The sequence below is a fragment of the Allobosea sp. P1_A7 genome (assembly GCF_056406775.1).
In genome coordinates this window covers 1-18,315 of sequence record NZ_JBFTZN010000062.1, presented here as the reverse complement: position 1 = coordinate 18,315, position 18,315 = coordinate 1, and the positions used below count along the sequence as shown (strand labels likewise).

Annotated in this window: 16 protein-coding genes; 5 read left to right on the top strand and 11 right to left on the bottom strand. The window is 66.4% G+C overall.

Going from position 1 to position 18,315, the window contains the following annotated elements:
• Positions 1-403: 403 nt before the first annotated feature.
• Positions 404-2,521 (bottom strand): sensor histidine kinase, encoded by a 2,118-nt coding sequence (locus tag AC1D34_RS13185; protein WP_476824441.1) that lies wholly within the window; start codon positions 2,519-2,521, stop codon positions 404-406.
• A gap of 30 nt (positions 2,522-2,551) precedes the next feature.
• On the opposite strand from AC1D34_RS13185, the gene AC1D34_RS13180 reads away from it, so the two are divergent.
• The gene (locus AC1D34_RS13180; RefSeq protein WP_476824440.1) at positions 2,552-3,328 is read left to right on the top strand and encodes a response regulator transcription factor; all 777 of its coding nucleotides are present in this window, start codon (positions 2,552-2,554) and stop codon (positions 3,326-3,328) included.
• 102 nt (positions 3,329-3,430) lie between these two features.
• Here AC1D34_RS13180 and AC1D34_RS13175 read toward each other — a convergent pair whose 3' ends face one another.
• Positions 3,431-4,168 (bottom strand): hypothetical protein, encoded by a 738-nt coding sequence (locus AC1D34_RS13175; RefSeq protein ID WP_476824439.1) that lies wholly within the window; start codon positions 4,166-4,168, stop codon positions 3,431-3,433.
• Between the two features lie 195 nt (positions 4,169-4,363).
• Between AC1D34_RS13175 and AC1D34_RS13170 the strand changes: the two genes are divergently transcribed.
• The 3 genes from AC1D34_RS13170 (at position 4,364) to AC1D34_RS13160 (ending at position 7,326) form a co-directional block, all read left to right on the top strand.
• Entirely contained in the window at positions 4,364-5,053 is a 690-nt protein-coding gene (locus AC1D34_RS13170) for a hypothetical protein (protein WP_441493602.1), read from the top strand.
• Between the two features lie 163 nt (positions 5,054-5,216).
• Positions 5,217-5,465, top strand: a complete 249-nt coding sequence (locus tag AC1D34_RS13165; protein WP_476824438.1) for a hypothetical protein — start codon at positions 5,217-5,219, stop codon at positions 5,463-5,465.
• A gap of 217 nt (positions 5,466-5,682) precedes the next feature.
• Positions 5,683-7,326: an MFS transporter gene (locus AC1D34_RS13160; RefSeq protein WP_476824437.1), complete on the top strand. Its 1,644-nt coding sequence runs from the start codon at positions 5,683-5,685 to the stop codon at positions 7,324-7,326.
• 125 nt (positions 7,327-7,451) lie between these two features.
• Here AC1D34_RS13160 and AC1D34_RS13155 read toward each other — a convergent pair whose 3' ends face one another.
• Genes AC1D34_RS13155 through AC1D34_RS13115 form a run of 9 tightly spaced genes read right to left on the bottom strand, consistent with a single transcriptional unit; the run spans position 7,452 to position 17,445 of the window.
• Positions 7,452-8,198, bottom strand: coding sequence for a 3-hydroxyacyl-CoA dehydrogenase family protein (locus AC1D34_RS13155; RefSeq protein ID WP_441493605.1), 747 nt, complete (start codon positions 8,196-8,198; stop codon positions 7,452-7,454).
• Positions 8,195-9,094, bottom strand: coding sequence for an SDR family NAD(P)-dependent oxidoreductase (locus tag AC1D34_RS13150; protein ID WP_476824436.1), 900 nt, complete (start codon positions 9,092-9,094; stop codon positions 8,195-8,197). Before AC1D34_RS13150 ends, AC1D34_RS13155 begins: the two co-directional genes overlap by 4 nt.
• Positions 9,091-9,483, bottom strand: a complete 393-nt coding sequence (locus tag AC1D34_RS13145; RefSeq protein WP_441493607.1) for a Zn-ribbon domain-containing OB-fold protein — start codon at positions 9,481-9,483, stop codon at positions 9,091-9,093. The genes AC1D34_RS13150 and AC1D34_RS13145 overlap by 4 nt, the downstream gene beginning before the upstream one ends.
• The gene (locus tag AC1D34_RS13140) at positions 9,476-10,627 is read right to left on the bottom strand and encodes an acetyl-CoA acetyltransferase (protein WP_441493629.1); all 1,152 of its coding nucleotides are present in this window, start codon (positions 10,625-10,627) and stop codon (positions 9,476-9,478) included. The genes AC1D34_RS13145 and AC1D34_RS13140 overlap by 8 nt, the downstream gene beginning before the upstream one ends.
• Positions 10,628-10,629: 2 nt before the next feature.
• Positions 10,630-12,123: an AMP-binding protein gene (locus AC1D34_RS13135; RefSeq protein WP_441493608.1), complete on the bottom strand. Its 1,494-nt coding sequence runs from the start codon at positions 12,121-12,123 to the stop codon at positions 10,630-10,632.
• 46 nt (positions 12,124-12,169) lie between these two features.
• Complete coding sequence (locus AC1D34_RS13130) at positions 12,170-12,958, bottom strand: ATP-binding cassette domain-containing protein (protein ID WP_441493609.1); 789 nt, start codon at positions 12,956-12,958, stop codon at positions 12,170-12,172.
• Entirely contained in the window at positions 12,955-14,871 is a 1,917-nt protein-coding gene (locus tag AC1D34_RS13125; RefSeq protein WP_476824435.1) for a dipeptide/oligopeptide/nickel ABC transporter permease/ATP-binding protein, read from the bottom strand. Before AC1D34_RS13125 ends, AC1D34_RS13130 begins: the two co-directional genes overlap by 4 nt.
• A complete protein-coding gene (locus AC1D34_RS13120; protein ID WP_441481296.1) occupies positions 14,868-15,854 on the bottom strand; it encodes an ABC transporter permease in 987 nt (328 codons plus the stop codon). The genes AC1D34_RS13125 and AC1D34_RS13120 overlap by 4 nt, the downstream gene beginning before the upstream one ends.
• Before the next feature lie 7 nt (positions 15,855-15,861).
• Entirely contained in the window at positions 15,862-17,445 is a 1,584-nt protein-coding gene (locus tag AC1D34_RS13115; RefSeq protein ID WP_476824434.1) for an ABC transporter substrate-binding protein, read from the bottom strand.
• Positions 17,446-17,575: 130 nt separating this feature from the next.
• Between AC1D34_RS13115 and AC1D34_RS13110 the strand changes: the two genes are divergently transcribed.
• Positions 17,576-18,315 (top strand): GntR family transcriptional regulator (locus AC1D34_RS13110; RefSeq protein ID WP_476824433.1); only part of this gene is annotated, 740 nt, incomplete at its 3' end.

Genomic DNA, 18,315 nt, shown 5'->3' with positions numbered 1-18,315 from the left:
TAGACTTCGGCTACTTGCCGGAATCGACGCCTTGCACCGCATGGGTGGCAGGGCAGGGTGCCGAACAGCCCGAAAGAAGCAGGGCAAAAGGAAGCGCAACGCGCATGCCGTTGCGCGAGGCTCCGTCCCACTTTCGAACTGGCGCGGTCGGACGGCGCTGCCGCACCAGCTCCGGGCGCTTCCATGTACAGCTGACGTTGGTACGGACGTCGACCGCAAGCAATACCTGAAATTGTAACGCTTTTTCCGGGATGTAACGCGATGTAACGACTTGCTCTGCCCGGACGTTGTTTTTTGAAGGCAAGCAAAAGCTGTGTCTATTTTGGTACGCCCATGGAGCGGAACTCGCGCGGCGGATCGGCTTTCGACGCCACAGCCACGGGCTTATCCGGGAAAGCCCCGGTCAGGGCGCTGTTGGCAGCGCGACCCGCACCGTCGTGCCTTCGCCTTCGCTGCTCTCGATCGAAACCCGGCCGTCATGGGCGGTGACGATCTTCTTCACGAGAAAGAGGCCGAGGCCGGATCCCTCGACGGCCTCCGAATACCGCCCGCGCGCGCCGAGGACGAAGGCCCCGGGAAGCTCGGAGGCCGGGATGCCGCAGCCGCGATCCGTGACGGTGATAGTGATCTCTTCTCCCGCCAGGCCCAAGGCGAGCGCGATCGGCTCGCTGCCTTTCAGCGCGGTGAATTTGACGGCATTTTCCAGCAGATTGATGATGACGAGCTCCATCATGCCCTCATCGGCCACGATCGTCGCCTGCGCAGCCCGAGGCTCGATCAGCAGTTTGATCGTCGGGCCGCTGAGAAGATCGCAGGCGCGCTGGTGGGCGGCGACGACGAGGGCGCCGGCATTGACGTGGGCAATCCGGGGGCGGAAGGACGGACCCTGCACCCGGCTGCGGGCGAGATTGATCTCCAGCATTTCGACGAGCCGCGCGATCGCTCTGCGGATGCGCTCGATCCGGCCCTGGTTGGCGCCGTCATCGGGCGGCAAGGCCAGCCCGATGCTGTCGATGCTCGAGCGAATGGCGGCGAGCGGCGTCCGGTACTGATGTGACACGACTTCGAGAAAGCGGACCTGCTGGAGCTGGGACTGCTTTTCGAGACGCAGAGCGTCTTCGGCGATGCGCCTGGCATCGACGAGCTCGCGCGTTCTCTCCTCGACCAACCCCGCCGCAATGTTCTCGGCAAGCTGCGCATGCCGCAGCGCCTCGTCCTTCATCCGGAGGGTCAGCGCTTCGGCGTCCCGCAGCCGAACCGCGAKGGCGCCCGTCAGCAGGACCGTGAGAAACAGGCCGGCAATGCCATAACTGTGGATGGCCCAATGCGGCAGCCAGGCGACCCCAAGACGCTGCGCCATCGTCAGGAAGGCGCCGACGCACAACGCCGAGAACGCCGCGCCCCTGAGACGGCTCGCGGCCCCTTCGTCGCTCCACTGCCTCAGGCCCTGCACCATGTTCACGCAGGCCATGACGATCCCCAGCACCGTTCCGATCGGGCCGAAGATCATGTTCAGGCCGGCGAAGGCGAAGCCTACGCCCACGAGCCCGGCGGCTGCGCTTCCCTGATAGAGGCGGTGCAACAGCGGAGCCCGGTTGCGCAGGTCAAGAATGCGCATATAGGCGATTGCGCTGGCGGTCAGGCCCGCCCAGGCATTGAAGCCGAGAAAGGCATCGTTGGCGGCACCATTCTCGGGAAAGAGATAGACCCTGCTATAGCCGAGATTGCCCATGTAAATCAGCATGATGCCAAGCGTGCTGGCCGCCAGAAGCGGGTATTGCGCCTTCCTGTCGAAATAGAAGAAGACGAGCTGGGTCACCAACAGCACGCCCATCCCACCCAGCCAGGCACCGTAAAGACTCGCATCCAGGGCGGCCCCGGCGGCGTAGCCTTCGGCTGATGCCAGGCGCAGATGCAGATAGGTCGCCGAATTGCCGTTCCGGACGCGGATGAACACCCGCGTCGTCGCACCTTCGGCCAGATCGAGCCGAATGGCATAGTCGAGCGCCGAAAGGCCGTCCCGCGGCAGGGGACGGCGATCCCCCATCTCGTGCCGGGTAAACCGCTCGACCGAAAGGGGGGCATCCGGCGCGGCGGTGTAGACATCGACGTAATCGAGGAAGTTCGGCGCCAGGGAAAGGATGGCCTGTTTGGTCACCCGGCCGGGCAGTTCCATCCGAATCCAGACGGGGGTCCGGGTGAAGCCGAAGTTGACATGCGCCCCCTGGATAGGCCGAAACTCAGCCTGCTTGGCCGAATCGAGGATCTCTGCCAGCGACAGTGACGAAGCGGGATCGGACAGGACGGAAATCGTGCCGTTCAGCGAGGGCAAGGGCGCAGGCCGGGGCGGAGATTCCGGCAGGGCCAGATATGCGATGCCGAATGCGAGCATCGCCGCCAGCACGGCGAGCCAYAGGCGGGGACGGCGGTGCCGCGGCGGCAGGGCTGCGACCGAGGCCATGCCGGAACGCGTCGCCGCGCCATCATCAGTCGCGGGCAGGATTGTCGGGGCCGGCGTCAACGGAATCTCGTCGCGATGGGGTGGATGCACATGATGATGGCGGACGCGGTGGCCGGCCCGAAAGGTGCTGCACAGGAGATCTCGCGAGATTTCAAAATCATTCTCGTGGAGGACGACCACGATCTCCGTCAGAGCCTCGCCGACTATCTACGGCTGCGAAACATGCATGTCACGGAGGCGCCGTCCGGCATCGCATTCTACAAGGCGTTGCTGCAGGAGCGCTATGACATCGCGGTCCTGGACGTCAACCTGCCGGACGTCAGCGGATTCGAGTTGGCCAGGGACATGGCCGCACGGCGGGAGATGGGGATCATTCTGTTGACGGCGCGCACCGGTCGCGACGATCGCGTGCGCGGCTATGCCGAAGGAGCCGATCTCTATCTCACCAAGCCGGTCGACACCGAGGAACTGGCCTTGGCCATTCTCAATCTCGGTCGACGCATGCGCCGCGGGCCGGTCGAAGCCGAAAGCGGTCGATGGGCGGGTGCCATCGAGGCGCCCGAAGGCGCAGCCTGGCGGCTCAATCGGCACACTCAAACGCTGCGCTCGCCGGACACCAGATCGGTGAAGCTTTCGGTTCGGGAGGTGATCCTGCTCGAGCACCTGGCGGCGCGACCGGACGAAACGGTTTCGCGGGATCTGATCATGGGCCTGTTCGGCCACGCCCGGATCGATCCCGAAAGCCGGCGTTTCGACGCGTTCCTGGCGCGCCTGCGTTCCAAGCTGAAAGCGGCAGGAATGGAATCTCCCCTGCAAGTGGTTCACAGCGCCGGCGTAAGGCTGGTCAAGCAGATCGACGTTGTCTGACGTCGTTCGATCACCCTTCGTCATCCACGCGATGGCATCGCGATCGCCAAGCTCGCGCGGGGGGGGGCGACGGTTCGAAGGGGCCGCGTTTCCGCACTGGCACTACCGTGCAGCGTTGGGGCCCGCGAGTTCGTTTGCCACTGAATCGAGTTCGCTGATGCCACCCTCGGCATCATAGAGGATCGCGCAGCTTACATTTGGCATCTCGCTGGCAAGATCAAGCGTAACGCGATATTTGGGGAACGATAATTTTAACCCGCCGATGATCCCGCGCTGGAAATCCTGAGTATTATTCTTGGTTTCCATTTCAATAAAAATAGAGTCCACCTCTTTCGAGAGCGTGTCGGGATCCAAATACAGCTTTGATTTATGAAGATAATTGGCAGCGGCCACCGAGAAACACGCTGTGCCAAGGTAGGAAAGCGGTGTGATCTGATAGCGGTCGGCCCTGTTCATTTTGGCGGGATCGGTTTCCTTCAGGATAAAATTCGCCGAGAGCGACCCATCGGGCCCATGGATGATCGCGAGATTGAAAGGGGCTTCGATCGAGCCGAACGCGTAGCATCCACTTTCCAGGCACGAATATTCGGCCGTCGGATCGGTCGGGAAGAACTGCGAGATGCCGTTCGCCGCGTACTCATCAGGATGGAGCTTCCATTCGGGCCGGAACGCGGTGGCCCGCAGGATGGCAATCAGGCTCTTCATCTGGCCGGCCAGAGACGGTTCCTGCCCCCGGGATGCGGCCGGACATGAGATGGCGGCCACGACAGCGACGGCAAGGCCGATCAAGGACCTTGAGACACTGCGCGACATTGTTGCCCTCGCGGCCTGCTTCGTCATGGATCGAACTGTAGCGACAAGGGCACTCGCTTGCGACCCGGGATGCGTGATCGCCATAAGCGCGGTAGTCTTTGGTCGCCCTCCTGTTTCGTCGCCTCACGCGGCGGTGCGCCGCTCAGCATCGTCGCAAATCAAGTCAAAGCCCCAACAAGCGCTGCCCTGCCGTCAGGGACCGGATTTCCAGCGAGGTATTCGATGACGCTGCGACGCATCATGATTGCCGCATCCTCAGTCCTCCTGACAGCCTGCAATTCGGTTGGCTACCCGACCAGCTACTCGACCGGCCCCTGGGGGCCACGCAGCGTCTATGGCCCGGCACCTGTTTACCCCGCGCCTTGGGATGCGCCGCCCTATGACGGTGTCGACACGGAACCCTATTTCGATAACGGCGGCATGGATTCCTTCCAGACCGATGTCGCACCTCCCGCCGGACGCGTCGTGGTTGGACCACCACCAGACCCTGTTGCCTCGGGGCCTGATTATGCGCCGGACCCTTATGAGGACGGCGAGCTTCCCCGGGAGGGAGAGGTGATCGAAGAGCGACCGCAGCCTGCGCGAAGACTTCCGACAAACCAGCCCTCTGCCTCGCAGGCGATTCCACCTGCATCCAGCCCATCAGCCTACGCCGGGGCCTGGCGAGTTGTGGATGCCAGCGGAAAGGCCTGCAGAATTCAACTCTCCACCACGTCCTCGATCGACCTCTACAAGGCCTCCGTGAGTGGTTGTGCGGGATCTCCGCTTGAGACCGTCAACCTCTGGAGTTTCTCAGGAGGCAATGTCACGCTGTACTCGCGCGAGCGGGTCGTTGCCCGCCTTTCTGGTCAGGAGGCGAGCCTTTCAGGCTCGGTTGAAGCGGGTGGTGGCTCGCTTCGCATGACGCGGTGAAGAGGCGAACGCTTTTCCATCGCGCCGCCGGAACTCTTTGCCCGATGGAGCGTTTGGTTGCCGCCCAGGCTGGTACGCCCGTGCAGTTCGTCCGCGTCGGAATCGATCTGCTCGTGCGCGCCCGACCGTACGGGCGTCTTCTTGGAGCGATCGAGACYTGCCGATGTCGACTGTTAATGTCCGCTTCCCCGGTGTGCTTAATTCGAAGGAGATGCTGGTTGCCGAGTCGATCCAGGCGCGTGCCTGGGATGCCGTCAGCCGCGACAACCGCCTCATCGGCGACGAGGCAGATGCTGCGAAAGCGAAACTCGGTGGCATCGTCGTTCGCCTGATGAGCGATGGCTCCAAATCCATCAACACCCTTGCCGCCGAGGCGGTTCAGACCTTCCGGGACAGCGCTGCCGGCGGATGAGGCACCGGCGCAACGGGTGCAACGATGGGCCAGCGTCGGCGTCCGGCGCGTTGCGACTGCCGGGATGGTGACGCCGCAAGGCCGACATCCGTCGCTGGACGATGGTGCAACCTGCGTTCTTGGCGCTTTGCAAACAGGCATCGTGACGTAAGAGTCAGGAATTACGCTCGGAATCAACGCCGGCGCCCAGAAGCAGACGTCGGAAAAGAGCCGGGTCATGGATGTGCAGAAGCCTGCGGCAGGCACTGGGCCGTTTGCGCCTCTCAACAACCTGACATTCCGGGCCATCTGGCTCGCCGGGCTGATCTCGGGGATGGGATGGCTCATCCAGACCATCGCGATGAGCTGGCTGATGGCAACCATCACGCCGTCCAGCGTCATGGTTGCCTTGGTTCAGGCGGCGACGAACCTGCCCGCTTTCATTCTGTCGATCTTCGCCGGAGCCATCGTCGACAATTTCAATCGGCGCAAGGTGATGCTGGCGGCGCGGTCCTTGATGGCCGTGACCGCCGCTGCGCTGACGATCCTCGTCGCTTTTGGCATGATCAACCCCTGGATCATCCTGTTCTTCAGCTTCCTCGCGGGCTGCGGCATCGCCTTCAACGACCCGGCCTGGCAAGCGTCGGTGGGCGATATCGTCGATCGAAAGGATCTCGCAGCGGCCGTTACGCTGACCTCCGTCGGGTTCAACACGGTGCGCAGCGTGGGGCCGGCTCTCGGGGGCATCATTCTCGCGTCCTTCGGCCCCTTGACGGCGTTTTGCCTGTACACCCTTGGCCATCTCGCGCCGCTGATCGTGGTCTGGCGCTCCCGGTGGAAAGTTCCAACCTCGAGACTGCCAYCCGAAGCGATGCTGACGGCGATCTCCGACGGCATTCGCTTCACGTCGCTGTCTTCGGAGATCAAGACGGCGCTCGCCCGCGGCTTCCTGTTCGGCCTCGCGGGCATCGCCATTCTCGCACTGCTCCCGTTGGTGGTGCGTGATCAGCTCAAACAGGGAGCCGTTGCCTATGGCACCCTGATGGCCGGCTTCGGCGCAGGAGCGCTGCTGGCGGGCCTGACCTCGACAGCGCTCAGGCGAAAGCTGTCGGACGAACAGCTGCTGAAGCTGGCTTGCGTCGCGTGTGCGACATGCACGATCAGTCTTTCGCTGACGAAGACCCCGGCTGTCGCGGCGGTTGCCCTCATGCTGGGCGGCGCCGGATGGGTTCTGGGCTGGTCGGGCCTGAGCATCAGCGTGCAATGGGCGAGCCCCCGTTGGGTCGTCGGCCGGACGATTTCGCTCTATTACGCGCTCACCTCACTCGGGCTCGCCGCCGGGAGCTGGCTTTGGGGGATGGTCACCGAGAGCTATTCCTTGAGTTTTGCCTTGCAGGCATCGAGCGCAGCCTCTCTTGGCGTCGCCGTTCTCGGGCTGCTCCTGCCCATCCATCAGCGCAAGGATTCTGATGTTTCGACGCACGAGACCTTCGAGGCGCCCGCCATCAACCTCGATCTGAAGCCGCGAAGCGGTCCGATTGCCGTCAGGATCGAGTATCGGATCGCCGCCGATCAGATTGAGAATTTTCTGGCCCTGATGCTGCAGCGCCGGCGCGCCCAAGGGCGCAACGGCGCCCGCAGATGGATTCTGACGCGCAATCTGCGCGATACCGCCGTCTGGACCGAGTCGTTCCACACGCCCACCTGGAACGATTATCTGCGTTTCAATTACCGCCAGACCGCAGCTGACAGAGCCCTGAATGCCAGCCTCGTTGATCTGCATATGGGGCATGAGGCACCGGACGTGACCCTCGCGATCGAACGGCCCACCGCCACGCCGCGCAAGGCTGATGTCTTCCGGTCCGACACCCCCCACACCTGAACGTCGCCATTCCTTGAAACCCGCCGATCGCTCGGCCAGGCACCGGGATCGGGCTCCGGCCAGTCGCGAGGGCCAYGTGGCCGCCTGCATAGAGGCGGCCAGACCTGGCGCAGGGCGGCTTCAGCTCACATTGAGCCGGGCCTCTGCATCTCGAATGGTCCCATCGGCCACCGGAAGCAGTCGCGCATGATTTCGTCGACCTGGTCTTCCGAGGCGACGCCTTCCTCGACCACGCGCCGCGCCTCGATGCGGACGGCGCGGTTGATCCGGTTGGCGACATAGCCCCAGCTATCGGGCTGGTCCTTGACCACGATCGGGTTCTTGCCGCAGCGACGTGCCAGGGCGCTGACATAGTCGATCGCGTCCTGCGCCGTCCGCGGATGCGCAACGAGCTCGGCGAGCCGGATCACCGCCACCGGTTGGGCCCAGTGCCAGCCGAGCACGCGCTCGGGCCGGCCGGTCGCCCAGGCCAGGGCCGTGATCGGCAGTCCCGCCGCGTTCGAAGTCAGGATGGCGGCGGGCGGGGCGGCCTGGTCGAGGCGGCGGAAGACGTCGCATTTCAGCGTCAGGTCTTCCGGCACGGCCTCTATGGCGAGATCGATCCCGGCGCAGGCTTCCTCCAGCGACACCGTCGTGGTGATGCGTGCGAGCGCGTCATTCGCCGCCTGGGCCGTGACCTTGCCGCGCTCGACACCGCGGCGCAGGCCGAAGCGACCGTTCTCGATCGTGTCGAGCGAGGCCTGCAGGCGCTGCTCTGCGATGTCGTTCAGGCGCACGCGACAGCCGGCGAGCGCGAGCGATTGGGCGATGCCGGTGCCCATGATGCCGGCCCCGATCACGGCGACGAGAGGGGATAGTGCGGGTTCGTTCACAGCAATTGCTCCTTCAGGAAGATGTTGATGTCGCGCGGCGGCAGCAGCCGTCCGCGCAGCGCCGCGTCGAGGGTCTCCGGCGACCAGCGGCGCGGCGCGCGCACGCGTTGCGTAACCGCCGCGATGTCCATCAGCAGGACCTCCCGCCCAATGAGGTGGAAGACCTGCGCGTTGGCCGGGCAGGCRGCTTCCGCCAGCCAGGCGATGAGGGGAGAGACATTGTCGGGCGCCATCACGTCGAAGCTGCCATCGACGGGCGCATCCTCGATCGTGGCTTCGCTGATGCGCGTGCGCGCCGAAGGCGAGACGACGTTGGAGCGGACGCCGTAGCGGGCGCCCTCCAGCGCAATCGTGGAGGACAGGGCGACGACGGCAAGCTTGGCGCTGGCATAGTTCGCCTGCCCGACATTGCCGGCGAAGGCGGAGGCGGAGCTGGTATGGACGACGCTGGCGGAGACCGCTTCGCCGCGCTTGTGGCGCTCGCGCCAATGGGAGAGGGCATGGCGCGCCGGCGCGGCGTGGCCCTTGAGATGAACGCGGATGACGGCGTCCCACTCGGCCTCCGACATGTTGGCGAGCGTGCGGTCGCGCAGGATTCCGGCATTGTTCACGAGCACGTCGAGGCGGCCGAAGCTCGACACGGCGAAGGCGACCAGTGCCGCCGCCTCGTCCCAGTCGGCAACGTCATGTCCGCTGGCGACGGCCTGCCCACCGAGCCCGCGGATGGTTGCGACGACATCCTCGGCAGGGCGAGTGTCGCGGCCTGCACCGTCGAGCGCAGCCCCACGATCATTGACGATCACCGCGGCGCCCTGCGCGGCCAGCGCCAGCGCATGCGCCCGCCCCAGTCCGCGCCCGGCCCCGGTGACGATGGCGACGCGGTCGCGCAGCCTCATGGGGCGACCCTCTCGAAGGCGGGGAAGGGCGGCGCGTCCTCGCGCTCGCGCCAGACCAGACTGACCCGGTCACCGATGCTGCAGTCGGGGCCATCGATGCCCGCGAGCAGGCGCGGCCCGGCATCGAGCGTCACCAGCGCGACCTGATAGGGCGGCGGCAGGAGATCGGAGACGGGAATCCGCACCGTGGTGATCGAATAGACTTCTCCCGCGCCAGCGACATCGACCCAGTCGAGCTCGCGGCCCTCGCAGGACAGGCAGAACGGCCGCGGGTAGAATTGATGCTGGCTGCAGCCGCGGCAGCGCTGGACCGCGAGGCGCCTCTCGCTGGCTGCCTCCCAGAACGGCCAGAGAAAGGGGTCCTCGACCTTGAAGGCGTGATCAGTCATTGGCCAGAACCACCGTGCTCGCAGTTGACAGGAAGCCGCCGGTGCCGTGCGCCACGCCGATGCGCGCGCCGGGCACCTGGCGTTCGCCGGCCTCGCCTCGCAGCTGGCGCACCGCCTCGATCAGCAGCATCAGGCCGAGCGCACCGGGATGATTATAGGAGAGCCCGCCGCCCGAGGTCATCGAGGGCAGGGAGCCGCCGGGGCGCAATGCGCCCGATTGTGCGAAGGCGCCGCCTTCTCCGAGCTTGCAGAAGCCGAGGTCCTCGAGCGCGATCAGCACGCTGATCGTGAAGGAATCATAGGGCTGGAAGACGTCGACATCGGCCGGCCGGATGCCAGCCATGGCGAAGGCCTCCGGCCCGCAGCGCCGCCCCGGCATGCCCTCCCGGTCGAGATCCGGCATCTGGGAGACCAGCCAGTGGTTCTGGCTCTGCGCTGCGCCGATGACCCGCACGGCCTTCTTGGCGGCGTCGCGGGCACGCTCTGCGGTGGTCACCACGATCGCCCCGCCGCCATCCGTGACGAGGCAGCAGTCGAGACGGGTCAGCGGATCGCAGATCGGCGCCGAGGACAGAACCTGGTCGATGCTCAGCGGCTTGCGGCTCCAGGCCTTGGGGTTGCGCATCGCCCACATCCGGGAGGCGACGGCGACTTCCGCCATCTGCTCGCGCGTGGTGCCGAACAGGTGCATGTGCCTTGCCGCATAGAGCGCGTAGCGCCCGATCGGCGCCGGCAGCCCGGTCGGAACCTCGAGCTGCTGCAGCATCGGCACGCCCATGCCGCCGGCAGGCGGCTCGCGATGGCGGGCGCGCCGACTGCGCTGGCGCGAGGCATAGGTGATCAGGGCCACCTCGCAGAACCCGGCATTGATGGCCGCGATCGCCTTGTGGACATGGGCTTCGAAGGCCGCGCCGCCGAAATCGGTGGAATCGGCGTAGCGCGGCTGGATGCCGAGATATTCCCCGACCTGGACCGAGCCTTCCTCGCCCATATAGTTGACGAAGAGGCCGTCGACGTCGCGGATCGACATTCCGGCTTCCGCCAGGGCCTCGGCCGCGGCCAGCGCGATCATCGAGAGTTCGTTATGGTCGTGGACCTCGCCCAACGGCGTTTCCGCTGCGCCGGCGATGTAGACGGGACGCATCGTCACTGGCTCAATCCTTCGGGGGTACGGGCCGCGATCAGGGCGCTGCGGCGGATCTTGCCGGACTGGTCGCGCGGCAGGGCGGAGGTGAACTCGATCGTCTTGGGGATCTTCGCCGCGGAGAGGCGCTCGCGCATCCAGGCGTAGAGTTCGTCGAGCGCGATCGTGCCGGAAGGGTCGACCGGTTCCACGATCGCGTGGACACGCCGGCCCCAGTCCGCATCGGGAAGGCCGACCACGGCGGCGTCGCCGACCGCGGCATGCTCGGTCAGCACGGCCTCGACCTCGGCGGGATAGACATTGACGCCGCCACTGATGATCAGGTCGGTGCGCCGGTCGGCGATGTAGAGGAAGCCCTCGGCATCGACATGGCCCATGTCGCCGACGCTGGTATAGCCGTTCGGTGTCGTCTTGGCCGGCGGCGAGCCGATATAGGCATAGGTCGGCCGAGGATAATGGGTCGGGCGGAAGAAGATCTCGCCGATCTCGCCGGTCGGGACCTCGTTGAATTCGGCGTCCAGGATCTTGAGGTCGCCATCGCCGGCCCGCCCGACGCTGCCGCGATGGCTAAGCCATTCCGGCCCGGAAATATGCGCGTAACCGACGGCTTCGCTGCTGCCATAGGATTCCTGCAGCTTTTCGGCGCCGATCAGGTCGACCCAGGCCTGCTTGAGCCAGACCGGGCAGATGGCCGCGGTGATGAAGATCGAGCCGATGCTGGAGAGATCGCGCGACTGGATCTCCGGCAGCCGGATGATGCGCTGCATCATCGTCGGCGCGAAGAACATGAAGCTGCAGCGATGGTGCTCGATCAGATCGACCACGCGCGCGGCATCGAAGCGCTCCATCAGGATCAGCCGATGGCCTTCGAACAGGCCGAAATGGGCCCAGGTGAAGGGTGCGTTGTGGTAGAGCGGCCCGCAGACCAGCTGGATCTGCCCGGAGCGGAAGCCGATATGGCTGATGTCGCCGATCTCGCCGGGCACGCGGACCCAGGGATGGGGATAGACGATGATTTTTGGGCGGCCGGTCGACCCGCCCGAGGCGGTCGCCTTGCCGGGATGAGCGACCCGGTCCGGCACCGGCTCCGCGTCGCGGCTGTCGTCCAGGCTGACGGCGCGGATCTCGGCATGGCTCATGTCGGCTCCCGCGCGGTCGGCGATCACGAACCTTGCGTCGAGAAGCTTCAGCGTCTCGGCGAATTCGCGCTCGGGCGCACGAGCGCTCTGGGCGACGGTGCAGGCGCCGCAGCGCCAGGCGGCAATCGCGATGGCGATGTGCTCGATGCTGTTGGGGATGCCGGTCACGACCATGGTGTCCGGGCCGACCCCGCGCTGCGCCAGCACGCGGGCGAGGCGCGTGGCGCGCAGATGCAGGTCGCGCCGGGTCACGTCCGTCTCCAGCCCGTCACGATCGACGAAGGTGATCGCCACGATGTCCGGCGCCTCGGCTGCAAGCTGTGCGAGGCGGGCGGGAAAGCTGATTTCGGCAGACATGATCGGTATCCTCGGGAAGCCTGGAGACGCGGACGCGCAACGATTTTCAGCCCGGGCCGAAAGGGCCGGGGGCGGAGGCGGGGGGCTCGCGCATGTGTCGCAGACGGGGCACGGCCTCGAGGAGGCTGCGCGAATAGGGGTGCGACGGTGCGGCGAAGAATCTGTCGGCATGGCCCTGTTCGACGAGCTTGCCGCGATACATCACGGCGACCTCGTCGCTCATGGCCCTGACGGCCGCCATGTTGTGCGAGATGAACAGATAGGACAGGCGCAGTTCCGTCTGCAGATCGCGCAGCAGATTGAGCACGAGCGCCTGGACCGAGACGTCGAGCGCGGAGGTGACCTCGTCGAGCACGATGATCGATGGGCGCACCGCGAGCGCACGGGCGATCGCGACGCGCTGGCGCTGGCCGCCGGACAATTCATGCGGCAGGCGCGAGGCGACGGTGCGGGAGAGGCCAACCGTGTCGAGCAGGCGCCCCAGTGCATTCGGGTCGCGCTCGCCGCGCAGCCGCATGCCCTGTTCGATCGCGCGGGCGACGGTCATGCGCGGATCGAGCGAGGCGGAGGGGTCCTGGAAGACGATCTGGACCTGACGGCGATAATTCTTCAGGCGGGCCCCCGCAGCGCGCGTCACGTCTTCGCCGTCCAGCATGATCCGGCCCCCAGTGAGGTCGTGGAGGCGCAGGAGCGCCCGCCCCAGCGTCGACTTGCCGGAGCCGGACTCGCCGACGAGCCCAAGCGTGCCGCCGGGCGGGATCGCGATGCTGACGCCGTCGAGCGCCAGCATCGCCCCGAAGCGCACGCGGATATCGGTCGCGGACAGGCCGGTCATGCTGCAGCCTCTGACTTGGTATCGGACTTGGTCTCGGACTTGGCGTCGGGCTCGCCATCAGGCGCGGCATGCAGCCAGCAGGCGACGATGCGGCCTGATCCGATCTCCGTCTGGGGCGGTTCCGAGCCGGCGCAGGCGCTGTGGCGGGCGGGGCAGCGCTCCTGGAAGGAGCAGCCGCGCGGAAAGGCGCCGATCACCGGCGGCTGGCCCGGGATTTCGACCAGGCGTTGTCCGCGCGGTGTGTCGAGATCGGGAATCGCGCCAATCAGGGCCCGCGTATAGGGGTGGGCGGGATCGCCGATGACCTGCTCGACCGGGCCGTTCTCGACGATCCGGCCGCCATACATCACCAGCACGCGGTCGCACACCTGCGAGATCACCGCCAGATCATGCGAGATCATCAGGATCGCGGTGCCGTCCCGGCCATTGGCCTCGCGCAGCAGTGCGAGGATCTGGGCCTGGACCGTGACGTCGAGCGCGGTCGTGGGTTCGTCCGCCACGATCAGGGACGGGCGCATCATCAGCCCCATGGCGATCATCGCCCGTTGCCGCATGCCGCCGGAGAATTCGTGCGGATACTGGTCGAGCCGCCGGCCGGGCTCGGTGATGCCGACGAGCGCGAGCTGTTCCAGCGCGAGCGCGCTGGCCTCCTCTTCAGACAGGCCGCGATGATGGCGCACGGCTTCCGTCATCTGCTCACGAATGCGCAAAGCCGGATTCAGCGAGGTGCTCGGATCCTGGAAGACGACGGCGAGCCCGGTGCCGAGCAGACGCTCGCGCAGAGCCCCGCTCATCGCCGTCAGATCCTCGCCGGTGAAGAGCATCCGGTCGGAGGAGACCCGGGCCGGATAGCCGGTGAGCCCGGCCAGCGCCATGGCGGTCAGCGTCTTGCCGCTGCCGGATTCCCCGACGAGCCCGACAGTCTCGCCACGCCCGATGCTCAAGCCTACATTGCGAACCGCCGCGATCGTCTGGGAACCCTCGGTCGGAAAGGCGACGCTCAGATTCTCGGCCAGCAGAACCGTATCCTCCCCGCCAGCGAGCCGCAGCGGTGCGATCGCGCCAGCCGCGCTGTCGATGCCGCTGCCGGACGCCAGGGAGCGGCTGCGCATGGGCTGGATCCAAAGCGCGATCGCCTCGCCGAGATAGCTGAAGATCAGGCCGGACAGGGCGATCGCCGCCGCCGGTCCGAGCGCGGCGGCAGGGTTCACGTAGATGGCTTCGGCGCCCTCGATCAGCATGCGGCCCCAGTCGAAGGCCGGCGGGTTGACGCCGAGGCCGAGGAAGCTCAGCGACGCGATCTCGACGATCGCCAGCCCAAGCGAGGTCGCGGTGCTGACGGCGAGCGTGTCGGCGATATTCGGCAGGACATGGCGCCAGAGGATCGCGATACGGCCGAGGCCGAGTGCTTTTGCGGCGGCGACATAGTCCCGCCCGACGATGGCCGAGGACATGGTGTAGCCGAGCCGCGCATAGGTCGGCACGCCGGCGAGGCCGACGCCGAGCACAGCGCCCTCGATGCTCGGGCCGACGATCGTGGTGATCACGATCGCAATCAGGATCGCAGGGAAGGACAGGGCGGTGTCGATGATCCGCGTGCCGATCGCCCGGGCGAGGCTGCCCGATAACGACAGCCACATGCCGATCGCGACGCCCAGCACGACGCGGATGGCCGTGGYCGCCAGCGCCAGGCCGAGCGAGAGCTGCGTTGCCGCGAGCGTGCGGGCAAAAACGTCGCGCCCGAGATCGTCGGTGCCGAACCAGTGTTCCGCGGAAGGCCCCGTTCCGGCGGCCGCGACATCCATCCGGCTGACGACGTCGGAGAACAGGGTGGGCGCGACGAGCGCGGTCCCGAGCAAGAGGATGGCCCCGATGCCGGCCAGCAGGGATGCGAGGTTGAGCCGTCCGGTCATGTGCGGACCGTGCTGCGTGGGTCGGCGATGGCGAGAAGCACGTCGACGATCATGTTGGTGACGAGCACGAGCAGGCCGAGCAGCACGACGATCGCCTGGACTACCGGGTAATCGGCGGTGACGACCGCCCGCACGATGGCGGTGCCCAGGCCCGGCCAGGCGAAGATGTTCTCGACGATAACGGCGCCGCCGATCAGGAAGGGAAAGACCAGGCCGGCAATGGTCAGCGCCGCCGTGACCACGTTGGGCGCGAGATGGCGCAGATAGATGCGCCAGGCGGGCAGCCGCTTGCTGCGGGCCGTGCGGATAAAATCGGCCCGCAGCGTCCGCCTTGCCTCGACCCGCACGACGCGGGCGAGATTCAGCGCCGGCCGCAGGCCGATCGCGAGTGCGGGCAGGATGACCGAGCCGGGGCCGGCGGCACCCGAGATCGGAAGCCAGCCCAGCGAGACGGCGAAGACATAGCCGAGGAAGATGCCGGCCAGCAGTTCCGGGATCGCGCCCAGCGTACCGGTCACGATGGTGAAGCCATGGTCGAGCCAGGGCAGGCGGTCGTCGCGCGTTGCGATGGCGACCGCCAGCCCGAAGCTGAAGCCGACCACCACGACGAAGGCGAGCGCGAGCCCGGCAAGCGCGGCGGTATAGGGCAGGCGATCGCGGATGAGCTCGATCACCGGCTGGCGGGTGGCGAGCGAGACGCCGAAATCCCCGCGCGCTACCCCCGCCACATAGTTCCAGAGCTGCACGGCGAAGGGCTGGTCCAGCCCGAGTTCGCTGCGCAGCTGGCTGAGATAGGCGGCGTCGGCGTCCGGCCCGGCGATGCGGCTGGCTGCATCGCCGGGGATCATCTTCACCATCAGGAAGGTCAGGAGCACGAGGGCAAAAAGGATCGCGGCGATCTGCGCGGCCTTCCCGAGCAGGAACCTGGCGAACGGTAACCTGGCGAACAGGAACCTGGAGAGCGGTCGGCCGCGCGTCATCATGCTGCGCTCACTTGCCGACGCGGATCGAGCGGATATCCATCACGAACGGTCCGCCGATGGTGAAGCGGACGCCCTTGCGCGAGAAGAAGGTGTTCACGCCGCCAAACAGCGGCAGGATGTTCATGTTCTCGAGCAGCGAGAGCTGTGCCTCGCTCCAGCGGGCGCAGCGTTCGGGGCTGTCGGGGGAGGAGGCGAGCGCCGCGGCCTGTGCCGCCGCGAAGCGGGCATTCTCGATCGTGCCGTGGTTCGAGCCCTTGCCGCTCACGAAGGGGACGACGGTATTGGCGCTCGGCATCGGCGGGCCGAAGGGGAAGACGCCGATTTCCCAATCGGGCCCGCTCATCACCGAGGCGGTCTCCTGAAGCGTGATGTTGCGCAGCTCGACCTCGACGCCGATCGCGCGCAGCGCTTCAAGGATGTATTCCGGAGCCGAGCCCTGAAGCCCGGGCTGGCCGATCAGGCGCAGCCTGAGCTTCTTGCCGTCCTTGGCGAAGATCCCATCGGATCCCGGCGCATAGCCTGCCTGCTTCAGCAGGGCCTTGGCCGCCTCCGCGTCCGGCTTCGGCAGGAGATCCGCCGTCCTGGGCTCGTAGCAGGCGACCAGGGGGCTGATATAGCTCGTTGCCGTCAGGCCGTTGCCGGCGGTCGCGGCGCGGGTCGCGAGATCGCGATTGATGGCGGTTGCGATGGCGCGGCGGACCAGCACGTCGGCCGTGGGATAGCCGTCGCGATGCTGGAACATCATGAACTGCATGCCGAATGGCTTGGCATCGAGGAAATCGAGCGCTTTCGCGGCCTTCAGCCGGTTGATGTCGCGGCCCGTGACCAGGCTGACGTCGATCGTGCCGGATTGCAGCTCGTTCGCCGCCGTCGTGTTGTTGTTGATCACGCGCACCTGGATCGTCGCGGGGCGCCCCGGGTCCTTTCCGGTCGCTCCGCTTGAATCCCAGGCATGGTCCGGGCGAAGCTTCAGCAGATAGTGCGAACCGCGGACCGAGGCCGCCTTGTCGAGCGTGTAGGGCCCTGTGCCGCTCGGTGTCGAACCGAGCGCTTCGGTATCCTTCAGACCGGAGGGGCAGACGATCGAGGCCCAGGGCATCGCCAGCCCGATCAGCAGGTCGCTGAAGGGGGCGGTCATGGTCAACGTCACCGTGCCAGCGGCGTCGTCCCCGGTGGCGGAATAACCGGCGATGCCGACGGTACGATAGGCCATCGGCGCATTGGTTTCCTTGGCACCGAGGCGGGTCAGCGCGGCGGCGGCCGCGGTCGCGGTCAGCGGGGTGCCATCGGAACAGGTGACGCCCTTGCGCAGCTTGAAGACGGTGCGGCTCGCGTCACCGCTCCACGATTCGGCGAGCGCCGGCACGGGCGTGCCCTTGTCGTCGAGCGCGACAAGGCGGTCATAGAGCACGTTGACGAGCTGATAGCCGTCCGACGTCACCGTCTTGACCGGGTCCAGGCTGTCATAGTCGGCCCCGATGCGGATCGTCGCCTTGTCGGCGGCAAAGCTGGCCGGTGCGACGCAGATGGAAGCGAGAATGCCGGCGACGACCGCGGCTGGCCCCGCGAAATGCCTCAATGACGAACTCATGCGCCTTCCCCTCTTGTTATATTGATATCTAAGATATTAGTTAGAGCCGAAGCGGGGTGTCAAGACGCGGCCCCGGTTCGTGATATGCGTGCATCGCTCGGGCAGCATCGGCCCGCGGAAAGGGATGGTCATGTTCAAGCCGGTGGCGGCGACAAGCTTTCAGGATCTGGTCTATGACCAGCTGAGCGATGCGCTGATGACGGGGGCCTTCTGGCCGGGCGAAGCGCTGAATATCAACGATCTCGCAACCCAGTTCGGGACCAGCATCATGCCGGTGCGCGATGCCGTTCGCCGCCTGGCCGCCGAACGCGCTCTTCTTGTCGAACCGCAGAAGGGGGTCCGCGTCTGGCGCCCGACGAAGTCGGAATTCGCGGAGATCACCCATGTCCGCACGCTGCTCGAAGGGGATGTGACGGCTGCCGCAGTGGCGCATCTGACGGATAAGAACGTCCGGGACGTGGCACGCGCGATCGACGAGATGAACGAGCTCGGGGTTTTCCGCAGCGAGCGTTTCCTTGTGCTGAACAAGCAGATCTTCTTCACGCTCTACGAGGCTGCGCAGCGGCMGGCGACATTGCCGATCATCCAGAGCCTCTGGCGCCAGATCGGACCGATCGTCCGTCTCTACTCGCTGTTCGAGGGGTTTCCGCCCACCGTGGAGACTTCGCTCGCCTTTGTCGAAGCGCTGCGCCGGCGCGATGGCGAGGCCGCGCGCGAGATCCGGATCAAGCAGATCCTGCGGCCATCCGAAATCCTGATGAGCCGTTTCGACGAGATCCTGGACTACCGCAACGACTCGCCCCGCCACCTGGCCCATGTGAAGCCGATCGCGAGCGCCTTGCCAGGCGAGGGGACGAAGCGGCCGGGACG

Coding starts and splice junctions, on each gene's coding strand:
- AC1D34_RS13140 (WP_441493629.1), bottom strand. CDS start 10,627: ATGCGTCCCGTCTACATCGCCGGCGCAGCGGAAACGCCGTTGGGCGAG.
- AC1D34_RS13145 (WP_441493607.1), bottom strand. CDS start 9,483: ATGACTGATCACGCCTTCAAGGTCGAGGACCCCTTTCTCTGGCCGTTC.
- AC1D34_RS13165 (WP_476824438.1), top strand. CDS start 5,217: ATGTCGACTGTTAATGTCCGCTTCCCCGGTGTGCTTAATTCGAAGGAG.
- AC1D34_RS13180 (WP_476824440.1), top strand. CDS start 2,552: ATGATGATGGCGGACGCGGTGGCCGGCCCGAAAGGTGCTGCACAGGAG.
- AC1D34_RS13175 (WP_476824439.1), bottom strand. CDS start 4,168: ATGACGAAGCAGGCCGCGAGGGCAACAATGTCGCGCAGTGTCTCAAGG.
- AC1D34_RS13130 (WP_441493609.1), bottom strand. CDS start 12,958: ATGACCGGCCTGTCCGCGACCGATATCCGCGTGCGCTTCGGGGCGATG.
- AC1D34_RS13115 (WP_476824434.1), bottom strand. CDS start 17,445: ATGAGTTCGTCATTGAGGCATTTCGCGGGGCCAGCCGCGGTCGTCGCC.
- AC1D34_RS13120 (WP_441481296.1), bottom strand. CDS start 15,854: ATGATGACGCGCGGCCGACCGCTCTCCAGGTTCCTGTTCGCCAGGTTA.
- AC1D34_RS13135 (WP_441493608.1), bottom strand. CDS start 12,123: ATGTCTGCCGAAATCAGCTTTCCCGCCCGCCTCGCACAGCTTGCAGCC.
- AC1D34_RS13170 (WP_441493602.1), top strand. CDS start 4,364: ATGACGCTGCGACGCATCATGATTGCCGCATCCTCAGTCCTCCTGACA.